Annotated in this window: 20 protein-coding genes; 3 read left to right on the top strand and 17 right to left on the bottom strand. The window is 37.8% G+C overall.

Going from position 1 to position 17894, the window contains the following annotated elements:
- Window positions 1-96: 96 nt before the first annotated feature.
- Window positions 97-2451, top strand: coding sequence for a cache domain-containing protein (locus ACTB0Y_RS08685; protein ID WP_463206422.1), 2355 nt, complete (start codon window positions 97-99; stop codon window positions 2449-2451).
- A 13-nt stretch (window positions 2452-2464) separates the two neighbouring features.
- Here the strand turns inward: ACTB0Y_RS08685 and ACTB0Y_RS08690 are convergent, their stop codons facing one another.
- A complete protein-coding gene (locus ACTB0Y_RS08690) occupies window positions 2465-3175 on the bottom strand; it encodes a DUF5020 family protein (protein WP_463206423.1) in 711 nt (236 codons plus the stop codon).
- A gap of 226 nt (window positions 3176-3401) precedes the next feature.
- On the opposite strand from ACTB0Y_RS08690, the gene ACTB0Y_RS08695 reads away from it, so the two are divergent.
- Window positions 3402-3905, top strand: a complete 504-nt coding sequence (locus ACTB0Y_RS08695) for a hypothetical protein (RefSeq protein ID WP_463206424.1) — start codon at window positions 3402-3404, stop codon at window positions 3903-3905.
- A gap of 63 nt (window positions 3906-3968) precedes the next feature.
- Here the strand turns inward: ACTB0Y_RS08695 and ACTB0Y_RS08700 are convergent, their stop codons facing one another.
- The 13 genes from ACTB0Y_RS08700 to nusB form a co-directional block, all read right to left on the bottom strand.
- Window positions 3969-4400 (bottom strand): OsmC family protein, encoded by a 432-nt coding sequence (locus ACTB0Y_RS08700; RefSeq protein ID WP_463206425.1) that lies wholly within the window; start codon window positions 4398-4400, stop codon window positions 3969-3971.
- Window positions 4401-4606: 206 nt separating this feature from the next.
- A complete protein-coding gene (locus tag ACTB0Y_RS08705) occupies window positions 4607-5500 on the bottom strand; it encodes an ATP-binding protein (protein WP_463206426.1) in 894 nt (297 codons plus the stop codon).
- Window position 5501: 1 nt separating this feature from the next.
- The gene (locus tag ACTB0Y_RS08710) at window positions 5502-6371 is read right to left on the bottom strand and encodes a nucleotide-binding protein (protein WP_463206427.1); all 870 of its coding nucleotides are present in this window, start codon (window positions 6369-6371) and stop codon (window positions 5502-5504) included.
- A gap of 33 nt (window positions 6372-6404) precedes the next feature.
- Window positions 6405-7277 (bottom strand): damage-control phosphatase ARMT1 family protein, encoded by an 873-nt coding sequence (locus tag ACTB0Y_RS08715; RefSeq protein ID WP_463206428.1) that lies wholly within the window; start codon window positions 7275-7277, stop codon window positions 6405-6407.
- A gap of 154 nt (window positions 7278-7431) precedes the next feature.
- On the bottom strand, window positions 7432-7653 hold the full coding sequence (locus ACTB0Y_RS08720; protein WP_463206429.1) for a DUF5320 domain-containing protein: 222 nt from the start codon (window positions 7651-7653) through the stop codon (window positions 7432-7434).
- 15 nt (window positions 7654-7668) lie between these two features.
- Complete coding sequence (locus ACTB0Y_RS08725) at window positions 7669-7983, bottom strand: NifB/NifX family molybdenum-iron cluster-binding protein (RefSeq protein ID WP_463206430.1); 315 nt, start codon at window positions 7981-7983, stop codon at window positions 7669-7671.
- A 130-nt stretch (window positions 7984-8113) separates the two neighbouring features.
- Entirely contained in the window at window positions 8114-8560 is a 447-nt protein-coding gene (locus tag ACTB0Y_RS08730) for a DUF5606 family protein (RefSeq protein ID WP_463206431.1), read from the bottom strand.
- Between the two features lie 90 nt (window positions 8561-8650).
- A complete protein-coding gene (locus ACTB0Y_RS08735) occupies window positions 8651-9370 on the bottom strand; it encodes a TerB family tellurite resistance protein (protein ID WP_463206432.1) in 720 nt (239 codons plus the stop codon).
- Window positions 9363-9953 carry a dephospho-CoA kinase gene (gene coaE / locus ACTB0Y_RS08740; RefSeq protein WP_463206433.1) on the bottom strand — a complete coding sequence of 197 codons (591 nt, stop codon included), beginning with the start codon at window positions 9951-9953 and terminating at the stop codon, window positions 9363-9365. Before coaE ends, ACTB0Y_RS08735 begins: the two co-directional genes overlap by 8 nt.
- Window positions 9954-9962: 9 nt before the next feature.
- Window positions 9963-10985 carry a CdaR family protein gene (locus ACTB0Y_RS08745; protein ID WP_463206434.1) on the bottom strand — a complete coding sequence of 341 codons (1023 nt, stop codon included), beginning with the start codon at window positions 10983-10985 and terminating at the stop codon, window positions 9963-9965.
- 279 nt (window positions 10986-11264) lie between these two features.
- Window positions 11265-11579 carry a preprotein translocase subunit YajC gene (gene yajC / locus ACTB0Y_RS08750; protein ID WP_463206435.1) on the bottom strand — a complete coding sequence of 105 codons (315 nt, stop codon included), beginning with the start codon at window positions 11577-11579 and terminating at the stop codon, window positions 11265-11267.
- A gap of 10 nt (window positions 11580-11589) precedes the next feature.
- Window positions 11590-12057, bottom strand: coding sequence for a DUF1573 domain-containing protein (locus ACTB0Y_RS08755; protein ID WP_463206436.1), 468 nt, complete (start codon window positions 12055-12057; stop codon window positions 11590-11592).
- Between the two features lie 12 nt (window positions 12058-12069).
- The gene (gene nusB / locus ACTB0Y_RS08760; RefSeq protein WP_463206437.1) at window positions 12070-13029 is read right to left on the bottom strand and encodes a transcription antitermination factor NusB; all 960 of its coding nucleotides are present in this window, start codon (window positions 13027-13029) and stop codon (window positions 12070-12072) included.
- Window positions 13030-13358: 329 nt separating this feature from the next.
- Here nusB and ACTB0Y_RS08765 point away from each other — a divergent pair, with 329 nt between their 5' ends.
- Window positions 13359-13745, top strand: a complete 387-nt coding sequence (locus ACTB0Y_RS08765; RefSeq protein WP_463206438.1) for a DUF3276 family protein — start codon at window positions 13359-13361, stop codon at window positions 13743-13745.
- Between the two features lie 211 nt (window positions 13746-13956).
- Here the strand turns inward: ACTB0Y_RS08765 and ACTB0Y_RS08770 are convergent, their stop codons facing one another.
- The 3 genes from ACTB0Y_RS08770 to ACTB0Y_RS08780 all read right to left on the bottom strand — a co-directional run bounded on the left by ACTB0Y_RS08770 (window position 13957) and on the right by ACTB0Y_RS08780 (window position 17883).
- On the bottom strand, window positions 13957-15261 hold the full coding sequence (locus ACTB0Y_RS08770; RefSeq protein ID WP_463206439.1) for a M28 family metallopeptidase: 1305 nt from the start codon (window positions 15259-15261) through the stop codon (window positions 13957-13959).
- 161 nt (window positions 15262-15422) lie between these two features.
- Window positions 15423-16505: a [citrate (pro-3S)-lyase] ligase gene (gene citC, locus ACTB0Y_RS08775; RefSeq protein WP_463206440.1), complete on the bottom strand. Its 1083-nt coding sequence runs from the start codon at window positions 16503-16505 to the stop codon at window positions 15423-15425.
- A complete protein-coding gene (locus ACTB0Y_RS08780; RefSeq protein WP_463206441.1) occupies window positions 16495-17883 on the bottom strand; it encodes a triphosphoribosyl-dephospho-CoA synthase in 1389 nt (462 codons plus the stop codon). The genes citC and ACTB0Y_RS08780 overlap by 11 nt, the downstream gene beginning before the upstream one ends.
- Between the last annotated feature and the right edge of the window lie 11 nt (window positions 17884-17894).

The following is a 17894-nucleotide window of genomic DNA, read 5'->3' on the forward strand; positions in this document are numbered from 1 at the left end:
CTGAAAAAAGGCAAATTTGCCTTGTATTTAAGGCTAAAGAATTGTATTTTAAGCTCGTCAATCAATTGATCGGTTATTCTTTTAGTTCAGTCGTGTATGATTAAGAAAAACACCAAAAGTAAGTCGCTTACATCTATTTCATTCAAGAACAACCTGATTGTCAGTATTTCAATTGGTTTGACTGTAGCTGCCATTTTTATATTTTTTGAAATCAGAGAATTTAATAAGGACGCTGAAAAAGCCAGGAAAGAGGGGTTAGCAAGTAAAAAGCAACAAGTTAAAAGGGAAGTCGAAAATGTAATCGATTATATTCATTATACCCGGCTCTTAATGGAGAAAAGAATGCGCAATAGTCTTAAAGAGCGTACATACGAAGCCTGGAGCATAATCAACAATATTTACCACAAAAACCATAAAACCCACACAGATCGCGAAATTCTTACTATGATCAAACAGGCTTTGAGACCTATTCGATTTAACAATGGTCGAGGCTATTATTTTATTGTAAATGTAAATGGCGTAGAAGAATTATACCCTGTAAGACCTCAGGTTGAAGGTAAAAACCTTTTAAAGTTGAAAGATGCTCGTGGCAACTATGTTATTGAGGATGAAATGGAAATTGCTAAGGGCCAGGGAGAAGGTTTTGTAAAAGGATATTGGCGAAAACCAGATGGGGATAGTACGCGCATGTATGCCAAAACTTCATTTCTGAAAATGTTTGAACCCCTTAATATTTATGTTGGTTGCGGCGATTATTTGGACGATGTGCGGAAAGATATTCAGGAAGATATTATTTTGCGGATAAGACGAATACGTTTTGGTAAGTTTGGTTATGTGTTTGTAAATACCTACAATGGTGTGGCCGTAGTAATCGACTCAAGGCACTATACAGCAGGCGATACTGTGTGGGAATTAACAGACCCCAACGGTGTTAAAGTGGTTCAGGAAGAGTGGAAAGCAGTAAATAAAGCAGGTGGCGGGTATATTCGTTACCATTGGGTTAAACCCGGAACCAATGAGATAGCACCAAAAATTTCGTTTATTAAAGGTGTGGACGAGTGGCAATGGATGATTGGTGCAGGTGTTTACATTGACGAAATTGAAGCCAATATTGCCAAAGAAAGAGAACTGCTTTACAAGCGCATGTTGAGAAAAGGTTTGTCGGGACTACTTTTAATTTTAATTGTGCTGATGGTAATATTTTTTCTTGCACGAAAAAATGCGCTCATTATCCGGAATAATCTGGAAACCTTTATTTTAAAACTGCGGGTAGCCGTTAAAATGGGGAAACAAATGAAACCCGAAGATTACTCGTTACTTGATTTGCAAAATATATTGCCACCTATTAATGAGATTATTACACATAAAGCCAAAATAGAACAACAATTAAAAGAGAGTGAAATAAGGTTTCGGACCATTTTTGAAAATGTACCGATTATGCTCCTGGTATTTGATAAAGACTTGAAACTGACATTTAGAAATAAAGAATTTGATAAGGTTTTTAACCACAATAAAAACACGTCCATCAATACCAAATTTTTGTTAAGATGTCTGCCAAATACGCAAAAGAATAAAGAAGTTGTCAATGCCATGAAAAGCTGCGATGGAGAATTCCGGGAGATTGACGTGATAACATCACACGGAGAACAAAACCATAACTGGGCCTGCTTTAAAACCGCTGGCGAAGAAATTATTCTGGCCGGGTTTGACATAACTCCGTTATATCAGCAGCAAAAGCGCCTTGCAGAATCGAATGCAACCAAAGATAAGGTACTTTCTGTGGTCTCACATGATTTGCACGGGCCGTTTAATACAATCATTGCCTTTTCGAACATTTTGTTGAACAATAAAGGTAAACTCAGTGCTGACAAGCAACGCAGGTATTTGCAACACATTTACAATTCATCCAAGTCCATGCATACCATGTTGACTAACCTGTTAAGCTGGGCAAGGGCACAATCAGGTCAAATAAAACTCCACATTTCAATTGTTGATTTACATATGCTAACGCAGGATGTAATTAATGTGCTGTCGCCGCTGGCTGTTCAGAAGAATGTTGAATTAGTCAATAAAGTGGAAGCGCATTTAACCCTGGCAAGCGATACTTCTATGTTGCGCATAATTGTGCAAAATCTTGTGGCCAATGGTATTAAATTCACAGAAAAAGGGGGTGAGGTAGTGGTAAGTACCCATAAGACACCTCAAGAAAATGTACAGCTAATTGTTGCTGATAATGGTATTGGCATGTCTGCCGCCATGGTTAAAAAGCTTAATCAAGGGGAAAAGGTAGACTCTTCTCAAGGAACAAATAATGAGTCGGGTACCGGGCTGGGATTACTTATTTGTCAGGAGTTTGCATCGTATCTTGATGCTACTTTCGAAGTAGAGAGCCAACCAAATAAGGGCACTACCTTTATTATTACGCTTCGTTCCGCGGCTGAAGAAGCATAGGGTTCAGAAAAGTTTAAAAAGTAAATTTTGCTCCCAGGGTTGGGAATATTTCAAGTTTTTTTGATCCATATATAAAGTTGTGCGATATTTCAACCTCGCCACCTGCTGCTATGGCCGGTGTAATGTTATACCATACCTGCGGTTCTGTAATCGTGATGAGCCTTTTCCCATCGGTTTCACCCACTTCATTGTAGTCGTCGTCAGTCCAAACATCAAAAAAACCAGAAAGTGTAATACGCTTGTCCCAAAGCATGGTAAACCAGGTCAGGGTCCACTGGAAATCAGCACCTTCCTTGTTGTAATCTTCATAGCGGTATCCTGCATATGTTCCGAAGGAAACATTAGCGAGATTAAAATTGGTAGAAACACCCAAAATGCCAACATTAGCAAAAGCATCTGCATAGCCTATTCTTGAATTGTACAAATAACCACCGTTGTATTCCCCATGAATGGCTAATGGGAAATTCCACATTTTAAAGTCCCTTGAAATTTCAAGGTATGAAAGGCTTGGCTCGTGATGCCTGCCATTGAAGTCAAGGTCTATGAACCAAAATGTTGATCCAAGGCTGTCGGGTCTGAACATTTCGAAGGTGGCGGTCATATAATCACGATTATCAGCCCTTTCTGAATTTGCGTCGGTGAAATCGTAATGCAATTGCAGATTTTGTCCGCTTAATGTCACTAAACAAAATAAAGCAAAGGTGAAAAGAAGGAGTTTTTTCATTTGCGTATTTTTCATTTTTTTCAAAATCGAGGCAAAAATACTAAAATAAAATTTCTGTCAAGGTGAAATTTCAATTGTTCTTAATTATGAATTTAATTATCTATTATAAAGTTAATTATAGTTGTCATGCTCTTTTTAACATTAATAATTATTGTTTTAGCCTGCTCATCTTTGATAATAAAAAGCAAACTTGTATATTCGTCGGCGAATTAATATTTGTTATGCTATGAGAAAGATTGTTTTTCTATTAACCATTTTACTGGCATTAGCATTGTTCCATGAAACATACGGCCAAAAGAAAAGTGACAAGTTAAAGCTCGAAACCGGATTTTTTGGCAATAAATATTATAAAGGCGTATGGAACATTAGTCGCGATAAGGCATTTAATATTCTTAGCGAAAACGGGGAGGCATATAATTTGGCCATTAAAGGAGAAAAACTGCAAAAGACCAGTACCGTAATTTCTGCCATTGGCGGAGCATTAATGGGATACACGCTGGTCTCGGCATTGAGCGGAGCCGAAGATCCTAAATGGTTTATTGCTGGAATAGGCGGGGGAATAGTATTAATTAGTATACCAATATATTCTACCGGTAATAAAAAAATTCATGAAGCCGTGGAGGTTTATAATGAAGAAGAGTTATCGGCAGCGTTGAATCGAGATCGATTGATAGATAAAATTACTCTTGGAGCAGGGCGGCATGGTGTAGGTGTAAGGATAACTTTTTAAGTTAATAAAACACAAAAGGGAGGTATCCATAAGGTTTCCCTCCCTTTTTTTACTATGAAAAAACTAATTTACTATTGTTTTCAGGTTGCTTTTATCTACGATGTTGTCAGCAATAGGACAACGGCGCTCAATTTCTTCAACAAAAGCTTCTTTTTCTTCCTGGGTCATATCAGCATCAACCGATACGTTTGTTTTAATTTCAGTAAATCCGGCACGTCCTTCTTCAGTTTTGCCCATTAAGAAATCTTTATCAATGGAACCTTCCACGTCAACATTTATAGCACGCACGTTCAGGCGCTTCTGATTTGAAATGATGCGGCCAATAGCACAAATGCAAGCAGGAAGAGATGCCAGAAAAACTTCCATCGGGTTGGCACCTTCATCATTGCCGCCCGCGGCTTTAGGTTGATCTACTATGAAATTATGTGAACATCCGATCTCGGTTCTAAAACCCTCGTTTAATTTACCGTTTACTTTTAGTTTTGATATAGCCATAACTATTTATTTATATGTTTTTATATCTTAATTATGACTAAAAATATACCAATTTAGGCTTTGGAGTAGTGTTCTAAAACATTGCCATATATGTTCAAGAACAATAAAAAACAGAAAAATAATCTGAGAGCTGTTAGGCTGTTTTGTACAAATTATTTATTTATTATTTTTTATGTCCATTATGCTGCATTTAATGTGTGTCATATTCAGGTTATATTCTTTTCATAGCTTGTAGGTTTCTGGAGGTATTGAACCACATTTTGCAATGCTTGAGTAATGGCATCATGAGGCTGGTATTCCGGATAAGTTAAGCTTTGAGTTGTAGCATCGACCATTTTTTTGTCGAATGGAATTTTGGCCAGCAAAGGTATGTTTAACTCAGTGAGTTTTTTTTCTATATCGGCTGTTAGCGCTTTATTAATGTCGTATTTATTAAGAACTGCTACAATAGGCGTGTTAAATTTGTTGACCAATTCCCGTGCACGCAAAAAATCATGGAAGCCACTTCGTGTTGCTTCGATCACCATAACAACCATATCGGTGCCTGTTACCGATGCTATTGCTGAGCATCCAATTCCGGGAGGTCCGTCGTTTATAATATAGGAAGCCTTATTTTCTGCTGCCTTTATTCGGGCTGCACTTCTGAGTTCACTAACCAGTTTACCGGAGTTTTCTTCACCAGGTTTCATGCGGGCATGTATCATACTACCATAGCGTGTGGTAGAAATGTACCAGTGATTGCTAAATTCCTGAACCATATTAATTGCATTGGTTGGACAAATGTTTTTACACAAGCCACAACCTTCGCACTTATAGTCATTTACAGTAAGCACACCATCTTCGTTATAGTGTAAGGCATCGAAACGACAGTGATTTATACATTTCCGGCAATTAACACATAAGCTCTTATTGACAAAGGCTTTAGCCCCACCCGGAAAGGTATGAGATTCCTGAATTTCGGGTTGAAGTAATAAATATAGATCTGCTGCATCCACATCACAGTCCGTAATTACCGGGTTGTTTAATAAACTTGCAATTGCTCCGGTAATAGTGGTTTTTCCGGCTCCTCCTTTACCACTTATCACAGTTATTTCTCTCATTTCAGGCTGTTTTTTTCTTAATCTGTTTCCAAATGTGTTTCAGGTGTTTATTCATCGCTTCATGTGTGACTAATTCTTCAATAGAAGCATTGGAATAAGCTGTAGCTATTTCGCGGTTAAACTCAATTTTAGCAATAATATCAATTTGTTCTTTTTTCAGGTATCTTTCCATATCGTTGTTTCCGGTACCAGCTTTATTAATGACCACACCAAAAGGCAGGTTGATATCCCGAATTACTTCAACCAACAGCTTAAGGTCGTTGAGTCCAAAAGGGGAGGGTTCTGCAACAACTACCACATAATCGGCTCCTTCCATTGTGGTAACTACCGGGCAACTTGTACCCGGAGGTGCATCAAAAATGGCTAAATCAGTATCGGGCAAATGATGTTTTTTCATGTCGCGTATGACAGCTGTTTGGTGTGGCAATCCGACTTCCAATCTACCTTCCTTTAAAATAATATCTTGCTGGTCGCCATACTCATTAACTTCACCGATTGGATGAAAAAGCTCGTCCATGGCATCATCTTTACACACCACGAGGCACGCTCCGCATGAGTGGCATAGATCTGTTGATACTTCTGCAATGCCCGCTTTCGGGATAAGCGTAATAGCATTGAATGCACAGGCTTCTTTGCATTTGCCACAATAAGTGCATTTATCGTTATTGATGACCGGAACAGGCAGTGTTACTGCTGAAGACTTTTTTAATTCGAGATTATCAAAGAATAAATGGTCGTTCGGTTCCTCCACATCAAAATCGATTAAAGTAGATGACCTGCCATAGTAATCTTTGGCTGTGTATTGCAATGCGGTCGAAATGGTAGTTTTACCGGTTCCTCCTTTACCGCTTGCGACAACTATTCGTTTCACTATAAAATGTTTTAATGGGTGTGTACCTTTTTTTTAGTTCAGTTTGCTCTTTTTTGTTTTATCAATGCGGCTGCTATTTACCAACGCCGTTTGGTCTTTCTCAATACCAATAAAATTGGCAATTACGTTGCATTTGGCAACTAATGCGAAAAATATTCTTGGGTCTTTAGCAAACATCAGGCCCTCAAAATTGCCCTGTCCTTTGGCGATTATGATATCGGCGTCATGATATGTTTTCATAAATTCACTACTACATCGATCGAGTAGGGTGGATGGGGCATCGTTGCCATTATGTATAATTTTTGCTACTTCTGAAAGTCCGGCTATTTTGGCATCTTCCATGGTTGCATCGTTTATTACCGGAAACCCTCTTACAGCTACTGTAATATCTGCACAGGCTATTTGTTTTAAAAATAATTTGTCAAATATAATTTCTCCGGCGTTATCAGCGAGATACAAGATTTTTGTTGCTGAATTTATGTTGGCAAACAAATTCTCAGAATCATCAATAGCCAATTGCTGTGCTTGAAGGCGTTCAATATCCCTTGCAATATCAAATTCATGTCCGGGACCGAAATCTATTATGTTAGCTGCTAATGCCAATTTTAAAGCATGATAAGGTTTGTTGGATGCCTGATCAATTTTTTCCCGCCATATTTTAAGTATTTCCAGGGCTTTACGATTGCTTTCAGCTTTTTCTGTTTCGTAGGGGTCTTCAATTTTCAGATATTTACGAATCATGGCATGTATTGCGGCGGCAGCATAGGGATTATACTGTTTTTGTAATCCGGTGTATTTATCAATAAATTCACCTACCAACTTTTTTCTCACATGTTCAGGAGGCGCAAATTTCTTTATTTGTTTTTCGAGTGTTCTTATATGGCAGAAAAAACAGTCTGTGTGCATATGAAATTTTTGAAAGTAAAAAAAGCTGCTCCCGGTAAAATAATCAACTATGAAATGAATATTTAGTGTGTGAACCAAATTAAGCTTCATGTAACGTTAGATACAATTTGCTTTTTTTTATACTGAAAAGTTCCGGGAACAGCTTTTATGATGTTTAAATGTTTCTTCCGTGGCCGTTTCTTAGGCCTCTGCCCAATCCTCTGCCACGGACAAAAGCTTCTCCACGCCCACGGCCTGAGCCTCTGCCTGGCTGAAAAGTTTCATCGGGTGTTGTGTTGGTGGTTGCCTGAGAATCTGAGGGCTTGCCACAGTTTCCCAAACCTCTTCCGGTTTTTGGACCTTCACCTTCCGGTCCTCTGTGATTTAAACCTGGCATAATTACCTCCTTTTTTTAATTCATATTGTTTATAATGTTTTCCACTGTTTGGCTTTGCTCACCGGGCACAATCATTTGAATTTTTAATTTTTCAAGTAATGCCTGGGCTTTGGGTCCAAATTCTGCTGCAACTATCTGTGTTACTTCTTTGTTGGCCAGTAGTTCAACTACCCGTGTGCCCACTCCGCCCTGGTCGTTGCGGTAAGGATTATCAATAAATTCTGTTTTTCCTGTACGATGATCGTAAATGGCAAAAAATGGGCAACGCCCAAAGCGCTCGTCTAATTGGGCTTTTGTTGTTTTGTCTTTTGCTGTAATTGCAGTTATCATATGTTCAAATTTTATACAAATATAATGAACATATGTTCAATATAAAAAAATAATGGAAAGTTTTTACAAAAAAAAACTGCCTCCGAGAAGGCAGTTTTTTTTTGTATTATGTTTGGCTTACTGTGTTATTTTAGTCATTTTCGTTTTTATCGTCTTTTTCCGTGTTTTCATCTTCTGTTTCAGCACTTTCTTCTTCTGAAAAATCAAGCATGTCGTGCTTTTGCAATAAATTATACCAATTTATTACTTTTTTGATGTGATTAGGGTATACACGGTCTTCATCGTAATTGGGTATTACCTCCTGAAAATAGGCAATAAGTTCGTCTTTCGAAGATTTATGATTTATGGACGGACCGCCGTTTTCTTTATCACTAATGGCTTTGAAAATGTCTTTCAATGGTAGATCATCTTCTTCGGTAAAAATGGCAATATCTTCCAGGGCGCTGATTTTAGCAGCTGCATAAAACGGCATTCTTTTTCCTGTTTCGATATTTTCAACAATCACACCTTTGGGTGTTTTCGATACAAGTTTGTACAATCCGGGTTCTCCGGTAATGGCTAAAATATCCTTTAACATAATAGTAGCTTTTAATTTTGTGCGACAAAGATAGAATTATGATGGTTTGTGAGAATCAATTTTTATAAAAAGTTTAGTTTTTTCTCTATGTTATTTTATATCACGCTCTTTTTTAATTGCTTCATAGGCTTCAGATAATTTTTGAAATTTATCTTTGGCGTTTTTCTGAAAATCTTCGCCAAGATGCGAAACTTTGTCCGGATGGTATTTCACTGCCATTTTCCGATAGGCTTTTTTTACTTCTTCGTCGGAAGCGTTTGATTTAATTTCCAATACATCGTAAGCCCAATTGTTGTTTCGAATAAACATAGAACGTACCGACCCAATGTCGCCGGCAGATACACCAATGCGGTAGCCAATTTCATCAATTACTTTTTGTTCGGAGGCATCAATACGTCCGTCGGCCTGGGCTATACCATAGAGAAAATGCAGCAGTTGCGTGCGCGATGCATAATCCATGTTGGCTTTGACCTGGGCGCATACTTCGTTAAGCGGGATATTTTGTTTCAGAATATCTCTCAACATTCTAAGGGCTTCAGTGGCTGCATTAGCTCCAAAAGCTTGTACAAAAAATCTTTTTACGTAGTCCAGTTCCGATTTAAGTATTTTACCATCGGCTCTCATTACAGCAGCGGTAAGTACAAGTAAGGTCATTGCATAACCGCCGGTGGTGGTTCTTCTTTGTCTGGTTTGAGCGGGGTGTTCATCTTTTTCGAGGTAAGCTCCGGCTACAAAGCCTATAATGCCGCCAATGGGGCCAAATAGTGCCCATCCTAATCCACCTGCTATCCATTTTCCAAATTTACCCATGAGCCAATATTTTTAAATGTATATTTTTTATTTGCGACACAACACTGTGTGTATTATCGTTTGTAATTACGTAATCAGCATATTTTTTGCGTTCTTCATCGCTGAGCTGCGCTTCCATTCTTTGCAAAATTTGTTCCTTTGACAAATTGTCACGTTCCCTTATTCTGTTAATTCGTATTGTTTCATTCGCCTGCACTGTAATCAGTTGATTCATTTGCTCATAAAATCCACTTTCAATCATTATTGCAGCTTCGTGCAGAATGTATTCGCTGGTTTGTTTTTCTAACCAGGTTTTAAAACTATCTTTTACTTTTCGATGTACGCGTTTATTCAACTCCTCACGCATACTATGATTGTTGAATATGGCTTTTGCTATGTATGGTTTGTTTAGATTTCCTTCCTGAGTATAGCTTTGCTGCCCTAATAACTCAATTATTTCGGCGCGCAATTCATCATCTGAATTCATACGTATTTTTGCTTCATTGTCGGCGTAAAAAACAGGAATACGATACAACTCATTGAATATTCGGGCCACAAGACTTTTACCCGATCCTATTCCTCCGGTTAGACCAATTTTTAACATGCAACAGGATTATTTTTCGTTAATAATAAACCTTGCTTTTTGGGGCCAATAACGAATAAGTTGAACTTCTTCCGGAACAAACAACAGATTAATGTGCAATTCTTGTAGTTCATTTTGTTTTTTGATTTCTTTATAGTTTATTGCTGCCTGGAAATCATTGGCCCCGATAATTTCATAGTCTTCAAACGAAACAAGGTAGGTTATATTGATTTTATTGGGAAAAATAGTGAGGTTTACCGAATCTGGTTTGTTGGTGATACTTATTGGCACCTGAATAGTGTTTTCTGTAAACTGTTCGGTTCGCAGGTTTATTTTGACTTTTTTCCGTTGGAGGTTACACTTTTCGGGTGCGATTAAATCAGCCATATAGGCTTTGTTTTTTCGTATGTTGTCATCTTCAATCAATTCTGTCATAATGTATTTTAGCGTATCCAGCATAGATTTTGGCCCGTTGACCACAACAGAATCGGGAGTAGTTAAGAGTTTGCCCTTTTGTCTGTATTGAGGCGCCCATGAGAAGTTTGTTACAGGTTTAATCTTTATATTTTTCTTGAACAACTTGTCGAAATTTAGTTGCAGGGTGGCGGGGCGCACGTCTAATACTTTAATTTCATCGTTCAGGAAACGTTCGAATTGTTCTTTTTTGCCAGAAAGATAATATTGAAACGCTACCTGTCCCTGATCTTCCTGGTTGCCGGAAAAATATGACTGTAAATCGATATTAAACGGTAATGCAATAGATCCGATGGTGTATTTGATAAGTGTGAAACCCCTTCCGGAAACCTGAAGTTGCACTTCATCAGGTGTTTCACCTATCATCACATGGTTGTTTGGTATGTTGTAAAATTGTACGGGACAATCTATTTCCGTTATATAGTTTTTCGATAAAGCATTCATTAGCCAAAGAAAAGCGCTGATAGCTATAAATATCAGAAATATTGGTATTCTTCTATCAATATTTCCAATCTGCTTTTTCCAGTTGCTGAGCTTAGGCTTATTATGGGTGCTTTTCTGTAGATTATCTTTTGTCACGAGTAATTTTTTAAGCGAAGATAAGAAAACCTTGTGAGTTTTAATGTACTTGCCTTAAAAATGGTCCTGCATAACATATTTTCAAAATTGTATATTTATCTATAAAGCAGATAAGAATGTTAAATTTCACAAAACCAGTTGAATGCCTTTGAAATATATTTGTAAAAAAGCTGCTTATAGTAAACGATTTTTAATTTTAACTATTAAGCAGCTTTTGTATTTTATACATCTCACAAGTAAGTGAATTAACTGGAGACGTTGTGCAGGTCTACTCAGATTTTAGCGGTTTGCATTACTAAGTTCGCTTGTATCTTTAATCAGAGCTGTTTTGTCAACTTTAACCCTGATATTATCTGAGATTTCCAGATCTACCTGTTTTTCACTTACGTCTGTTACTTTTCCGTAAATACCCCCGATAGTGAGTACTTTATCGCCTTTTTGAATGTTTTCTCTAAATTTGCGAGCTTCTTTTTGTCGCTTCATTTGTGGGCGAATCATGAAAAAGTAAAAAATTACGATTATAATTATTAAGGGTAAAAATGCCCCTAAACCTCCTGTTTCGCCTTCTGGCGACATCATTAATAAAATGTCCATAAAGTTTATTTTAATTTGGTACTACAACATTTGCTTCGATAACTAATTTTTTTGATGCGGGTTGTGCATTAGTGAGCACGGTAACCGCTTTGTGTTGACGGCCTTTACGACCGGCACTAGAAAAACTAACGTCAATTTTACCGGTTTTTCCGGGCGCTATGGGTTCTTTTGTATAAGATGATACTGTACAGCCACAGGTGGAACTGGTGGAACGTATAACTAAGTCGTCATTTCCTGTATTTTTAAAACGGAAGGTATGTACAACTCGTTCTCCCTGAATAATGACGCCAAAATCAAAATATTTCGGATTATCGCTATTTTCATCGATAAACGTAATTTCAGGCATTTCCATTTGTTTGTTATCAGCTTTTCCGCTTACTGGGTTTTTTACCATTTCGGCTGTAACGGTATCTTTATCTCCATTGTTACATCCAAAAGCTAACAGAATAATAAATATTAATCCTGTGATTCGTATCATAGTTATTTCTTTTTAATGATTATTCTTATTTTTATCAAAAATTGAACCATCAATTTTGTTCAGTTCTTTATTATTTTTGAGGTTAAGTACAATTTTGTCCAAAACGCCATTTACAAAAGTATTACTCTTTTCTGTGGAATAATATTTGGCCATTTCAATATACTCATTGAGTGTCACTCTGACAGGTATTTCCGGAAAGTTTCTTAGTTCTGTTATCCCCAATGCAATAATAACTTTATCCATCAATGCAATTCTGTCAAGCTCCCAGTTGCTGGCAGTTTCTTTTATAATTTTCTGATGCTCGTCAAAATGAGCTGCTGTTTTTCTATAAAGGTCGTAAACGAACGCTTCGTCAGCTTCGTTTTTAAACAGTTTCATGGGTTTTATCCGGTATGTCCTTTTTATGCGCTCAATGGTTCTTATATTCATGCTGAGCACCAGTTCAATATCATCGTTCCAATATACGGACTTTTCTTCGAGTGCTTCGAACAGCGGGTCGGAAGTGGCAATGATGTCAGTTAGAATTGTAATAATTACTTCTTTATGCGCTTTATGGTCAGGTTCTTCTTCTTTAACCATGTATCGGTTATAAAAATTGCTTTCTTCTATTTGCTGGGCTAACTTTTTTACGAGATCGCTATCATCATTCCAACTTATATAATTGTTACGTACATAACTTTGTATATGCTCATCATTAGCAAGTGCCTGTATTGCAGGATTTTCTATAAACCGCATATTAGGGTTTAGCTCTTCCTCCGTGGGTAGGTGTTTTGCTCTTTTCCGCTCAATTTCCTGCAAAAGGTAGTGATGAATATCTATGAGGAGCTGAAAAAAAGTATAGTAAAGATCTTCAAAGCTTTTTACGCTTTTTTGTAACTCTTTCTGATACTGACCCATAGATCCTTCCGGGTTGCGTAGCCATGCATATACTATGTGCATGTTTTTTATTCTCAGTAGCCTTCTGCTTATCATACTCCTTCAATTTCCTTGTTAGTTTGCAAAAGTAATGGAAATGTCTTTATCATGAGCATATCAGATGCTTTTTTTAACGAAAATAGTTTAAAAATTCAATTATACTCAGGTTGCCCAGGGGTAACATAGCGACGTAGTGAATTTTTCTTATGCCTAACTTTCGAAACTATGCCTTAATTTAGAATTTTTTTGTTTGCGGATTTTGGGGTATTTAACACAAACTTTTTGGATCTGTAAAATTGTTTGGCCGTTTTTTATTCTTTAATGTTCTAAACAGAAAATAATTTCTATTTTTGTCATTGATTGTTGAAATTGAAAATGTTTGAATAATGGAAGGATTTGAGAACAAAGCAAACGGAAAAGACAAAGGGAGAGAAGAAATTTATGCTAAAGCAGTTAGGGCCGGCAAACGTACTTATTTCTTTGATGTAAAGGCTACTCGTAGAAACGATTATTACCTGACCATCACTGAAAGTAAGAAGAAGTTTAATCAGGACGGCACTTTCTACTACGAAAAGCACAAACTTTTCCTTTATAAAGAGGACTTTGACAAGTTTGCTGAAGGATTGGAAGAAGTTGTTGAATACATTAGAGCCAACCAGCCCGAGCTAAAGCCAAAAGATAACCACGAGGTTAAAAGCGAAGGGAAAGAGGAGCCAACCGAGAAATTTACCGATGTAGATTTTGACGATTTGAATGATGATAATAACGCCTAATTACTTAAAGGCGGTTTAACAAAGTAAGTGTTCGATGACCTTTCAGGGTTTTATCTTGCCCTGGAAGTAATATTGGAATGCGCAAAAACGAAGCATATTTTCAAAAGTTTATTGAAAGGCTGCTTTCGTTCAAGATTTTTTAGGTATCGTTCCCTTTCTGTAATTATACGGAATAGGAACGATACCATTTTTTTATGATGCAGTTTTGTTTTTATTTTTGGACCGACAAGCTTTCTTCAGACATTACCATCCTGGCCACAAGTTGCAATATTTCACGCATTTTAGCTAAATCAGTATTTTCATATGTATCATATACAGTATGGTAATACTTTGAGGGTGCTACACCTGTTGAGAAAAACAAGGCGGGAATATCTTTTTTTGTAAAATAATGATGATCGCTATTGGGTGTGTTTTCTTTTATAATTAGCGTGTCTAATAATTCATAACGACTGTTTATGTTTTTTAACCGTTTCACCAGACGGGTTTCATTTTTCCCATTCCAAATTTGCAAACCTGATTTTCCGAAACCAATCATATCCAGATTTAATACATAACAGATGTTGGACTTTTGTACAGGTAAATTTTCAGTAAAGTATTTTGAACCGATTAACCCGGCTTCCTCGCCGCTGAAACCGACAAACAAAATATTTTTTTCAGGTGGGTTTTGCTGGTCCTTCAGGTAGCTTGCCAACTCAATCATTGCTGCAATCGATGATGCATTGTCATCTGCTCCCGGAAACCAGGTTTTTGGCCCCATCTCTCCTAAATGATCATAATGGCCACAAATAATTATTACGGAATCGTGCTCAGACTCACTCGGCAACATGGCCATTACATTGTTGGTTGTGATGTTGTTGAATGCTGTTTTAAGCTTAATGGAAAGGCTTTTCGCATTATCATTGAACGCTTTTTTTCTAATGCTTATAACAACACTTTCACTCTTTCTCCGGCCATAAACCACATAATCTTTAATAGCGGCCTCCTGAAGTAGTATGAATTTTTTGGCTTCACCTAAAAAAAGCATTTTTGAGGCAGAATCATACATTTTTCGGTGCTTGCGAAAGTCATCAATATCAACCACAAAAAAATGTTTTTCAATATCGGATTTGAGCAAGGCTGCCATTTTTAGAGGGTTTTTCAGGTGCTCTGGTGTAACATGTTTCAGTTCCCATGTTCCTTTTACGGACGGACTGTTGCGTCTTACAACATAATCTGCTCCCGGTAGCAGTTCTTTGCCGTCAATCTTAAGCTTTACTTTTTTTATTTGGTTAATATCAAAGCTGAAGGGTTGCATCCATTGTTTTTCAACCGGTTGTAATCCTGCATCTTCAAATTTTGATTGGATGTAGTTGGCTGCTTTGTCGGCACCACGGTTTGTATAACACCTGCCATGGTATTTTTCAGATGCCAGTTCTTTGACAATGGATTTCACATGCGTTACATCCTGAGCCTGAGTAAAATCTGCAAATAAAAGACAGGTCATCAGGATTGAAATGACTAATTTAAAGTTTCTCATAATAATGTTTTAAGGGTTTGTACGTGTTACATACAATCCAAGAACGTGCCATTTCGGATTAAGTGATTATTTATGAGGGTTTTATGTGGTTTTACCGATGTTAGATAAATGTACGTTTTCTATAATTGGTGTGCGTTAACGTGCATTCGGGTTATCAATGGTTAATGACGATTATCGCTTGATTCAATTTGTTTTATTATCGGCTGGCTTTCAGGACTGTTCAGATATCTGCGTGTAGTTTCAGGAAGAAATTTTATTACGTCGTTGAGCTTGTTTTCTTTTATGGCCCGGCGGACTTTCGATGCACTAATGATGCTTTCCTCGTTTTCCGATGTGGCGGCTTTTTTTCGTTCAATTTCAATTAATTCAACGCCGGCACGGGGCAATAGTGCTTTCATGGCATTGTTGTAGGCCCGGGTAGTGGGGTCGTATTTTTCGGTACCTACATACCGGCGTGTAATTCCCAGTACGGGCACTATATAGCTGATAAAGGTTCGTATGTCGAGTTCACCTTGCTTTTGGGCAATCATTCCCGGGTTTTCGTTTTTTAAGAAGTATGAGGGGAAAATGGCTCCTGATACCACGTAGTCGCCGCCTCGCAGCATCACTACATTATTAAGGTGTGCTATGCCTTCGCTTATGAGTTTCCATCGGACGTTGAATGGAAAACTTGAACGGTCTTCTTCTACTACAAACAGATATAGAATTCTACTCTCTTCAGCTGCTTTTTCTATCAGGTATTTGTGTCCGTTTGTAAAAGGGTTGCAATTGACAACAATGGCTGAAACCGGACCAGTGGAGACGTTTTGTTTTTGTGAGCGTAAATATTCCTGGTAAGTTTTAATATTTTCATATCCAAATTCCAATACCGAGAAAAGTGGTTGGGCAGTGGCTATTTCTGTAAACCCTAATCCTTCAAATATTTTTGTGTTTCTGGGTAATGTATAAACGAAAATATTTTTATGCTTTGTGAGCAGTTTATCCATCAAATGGGTTACGATTTGTGAAAATGCTGCTGTAGAACGATATTCAGGGACAACTGCCACATATTTGAGCACATGATTTTGAAAAGAACCAGTGCCGATTATTTCATCATTCAGGGTGTAGAGCACCATTGTGTAGTCTACATCGCCCGGCGAAAAGTCAAAATCGAGTTTTTTAAGAAATTTTGACACGAACTTAACGTCAAAAGGATTTTCAAGGTCCAGTACTTCTTCGCGGAAATCGGCATTTTCAAAACTCATAAGGCTTAAGTAGCGGGTTTATGCTGCAAAGGTAAATGAAAATCGTTAGTGCCAAAAGATCTGCAGAACCTCCCGGGGATAGATTATTGTTTTTAGTCCAACGACAAAACTCTGAATAGGTTTTATTTTGGCCGTTCAATAGCGCTGTTTTGCTCTCACCTGCTTTGGTTTGCATCGTTTTTAGCAATTCCGGGCTTCCTCTGTGAATAACATTACTATCGGCGTTTTGCTCCATTATGGAAAGCAGACTTAATTTTAAAATGAAATTGTTATGCTCTGTTGTATTATGCGGGCTGTAATGGAAAACAAATAAAGGTTCAATGCCTGCATTAAAAACCGCAGGTAATAAATCAATGACCTGTTGCCGTATGCCTGCTTTTATTTCCGGAAAAGCTTGTTTTATTTTATTACCGTGAGTAGGTTCATAAATTTGTGTAATGTCCTTCGAAATGTGTCGTCTGAACGCTTTCAATTCTTCCTGAATTGCTGCTGGGGAAATTAACTCGTCTTTTTTGACTAGTTCAGACATGACATTGCCTGCTAACAGCATGAGGAAAATGGCGCCTTTGTGTGTATTAATGCCACGGGAGGCCTCCAACATCTTTTTTTCTGCTCTTATGCCCCAGGTTCTTAGTTCCGCCATGGTAAAACCGTCATTTTGCTTTAAGCTCCGGCTGTAGAAGTCTGCAAAAAGTGGCGTCAGTGCTGAAATGGATTTTATGAAAGTGCTGTAATCCATGTCTTGATGTGAACCACTGTCGGCAGGAGAGACCAAGCCTGGTTTGGGTTCAAGTGATGCTTCTGAGAGAAGGGCAAACATTGTAAGTTCTGTGAGTTTTTCGGATTGTTCTTTTCGACGGAGCTTTTTTAAATAATTCTGAATGCTCTGTTGCTGGAAATATTTTAATTCTTCCAGACTGTGACGTTGGCTTCTCATGCAATCCAAAGCAGGATACTGCCCGCAGAAAAAGCAAGGCTTTTCTTTTTCGCTGCTAATTGCATCTCCTGTAGCGCTATTTACATCCACGTCAATAAAACGGCCAAGTGTATGTTGGTTTTCGAACTGCTCTGTAATGCATTTTATTTGCTTTGCATTTTCCGGCATTTTTACGGCAGCCATGAAGCTTAATCCCGCAGCTGTGTCCATTACCCTTTGACTGCCCGTAATGGTGAATAATCTGTTGGCATAGAAAAAATCCATTAACCGGCTCAGGGTGTCAAAAAAGAATTTTCGTTTGGTTTTATCGCTTTTGGGCCAGCCGGCAATATTAAGTGCAAGACTTACCACAGGGAGGTTATATTGTTGAACCAATTGTTGTTTTCCTGTATGAATTGATTCTTTGGCATTAAGTAATTGTTCGAGCGGTGCTTGTGCCATAAAATTTAATA

Source organism: Salinivirga sp., assembly GCF_055145285.1.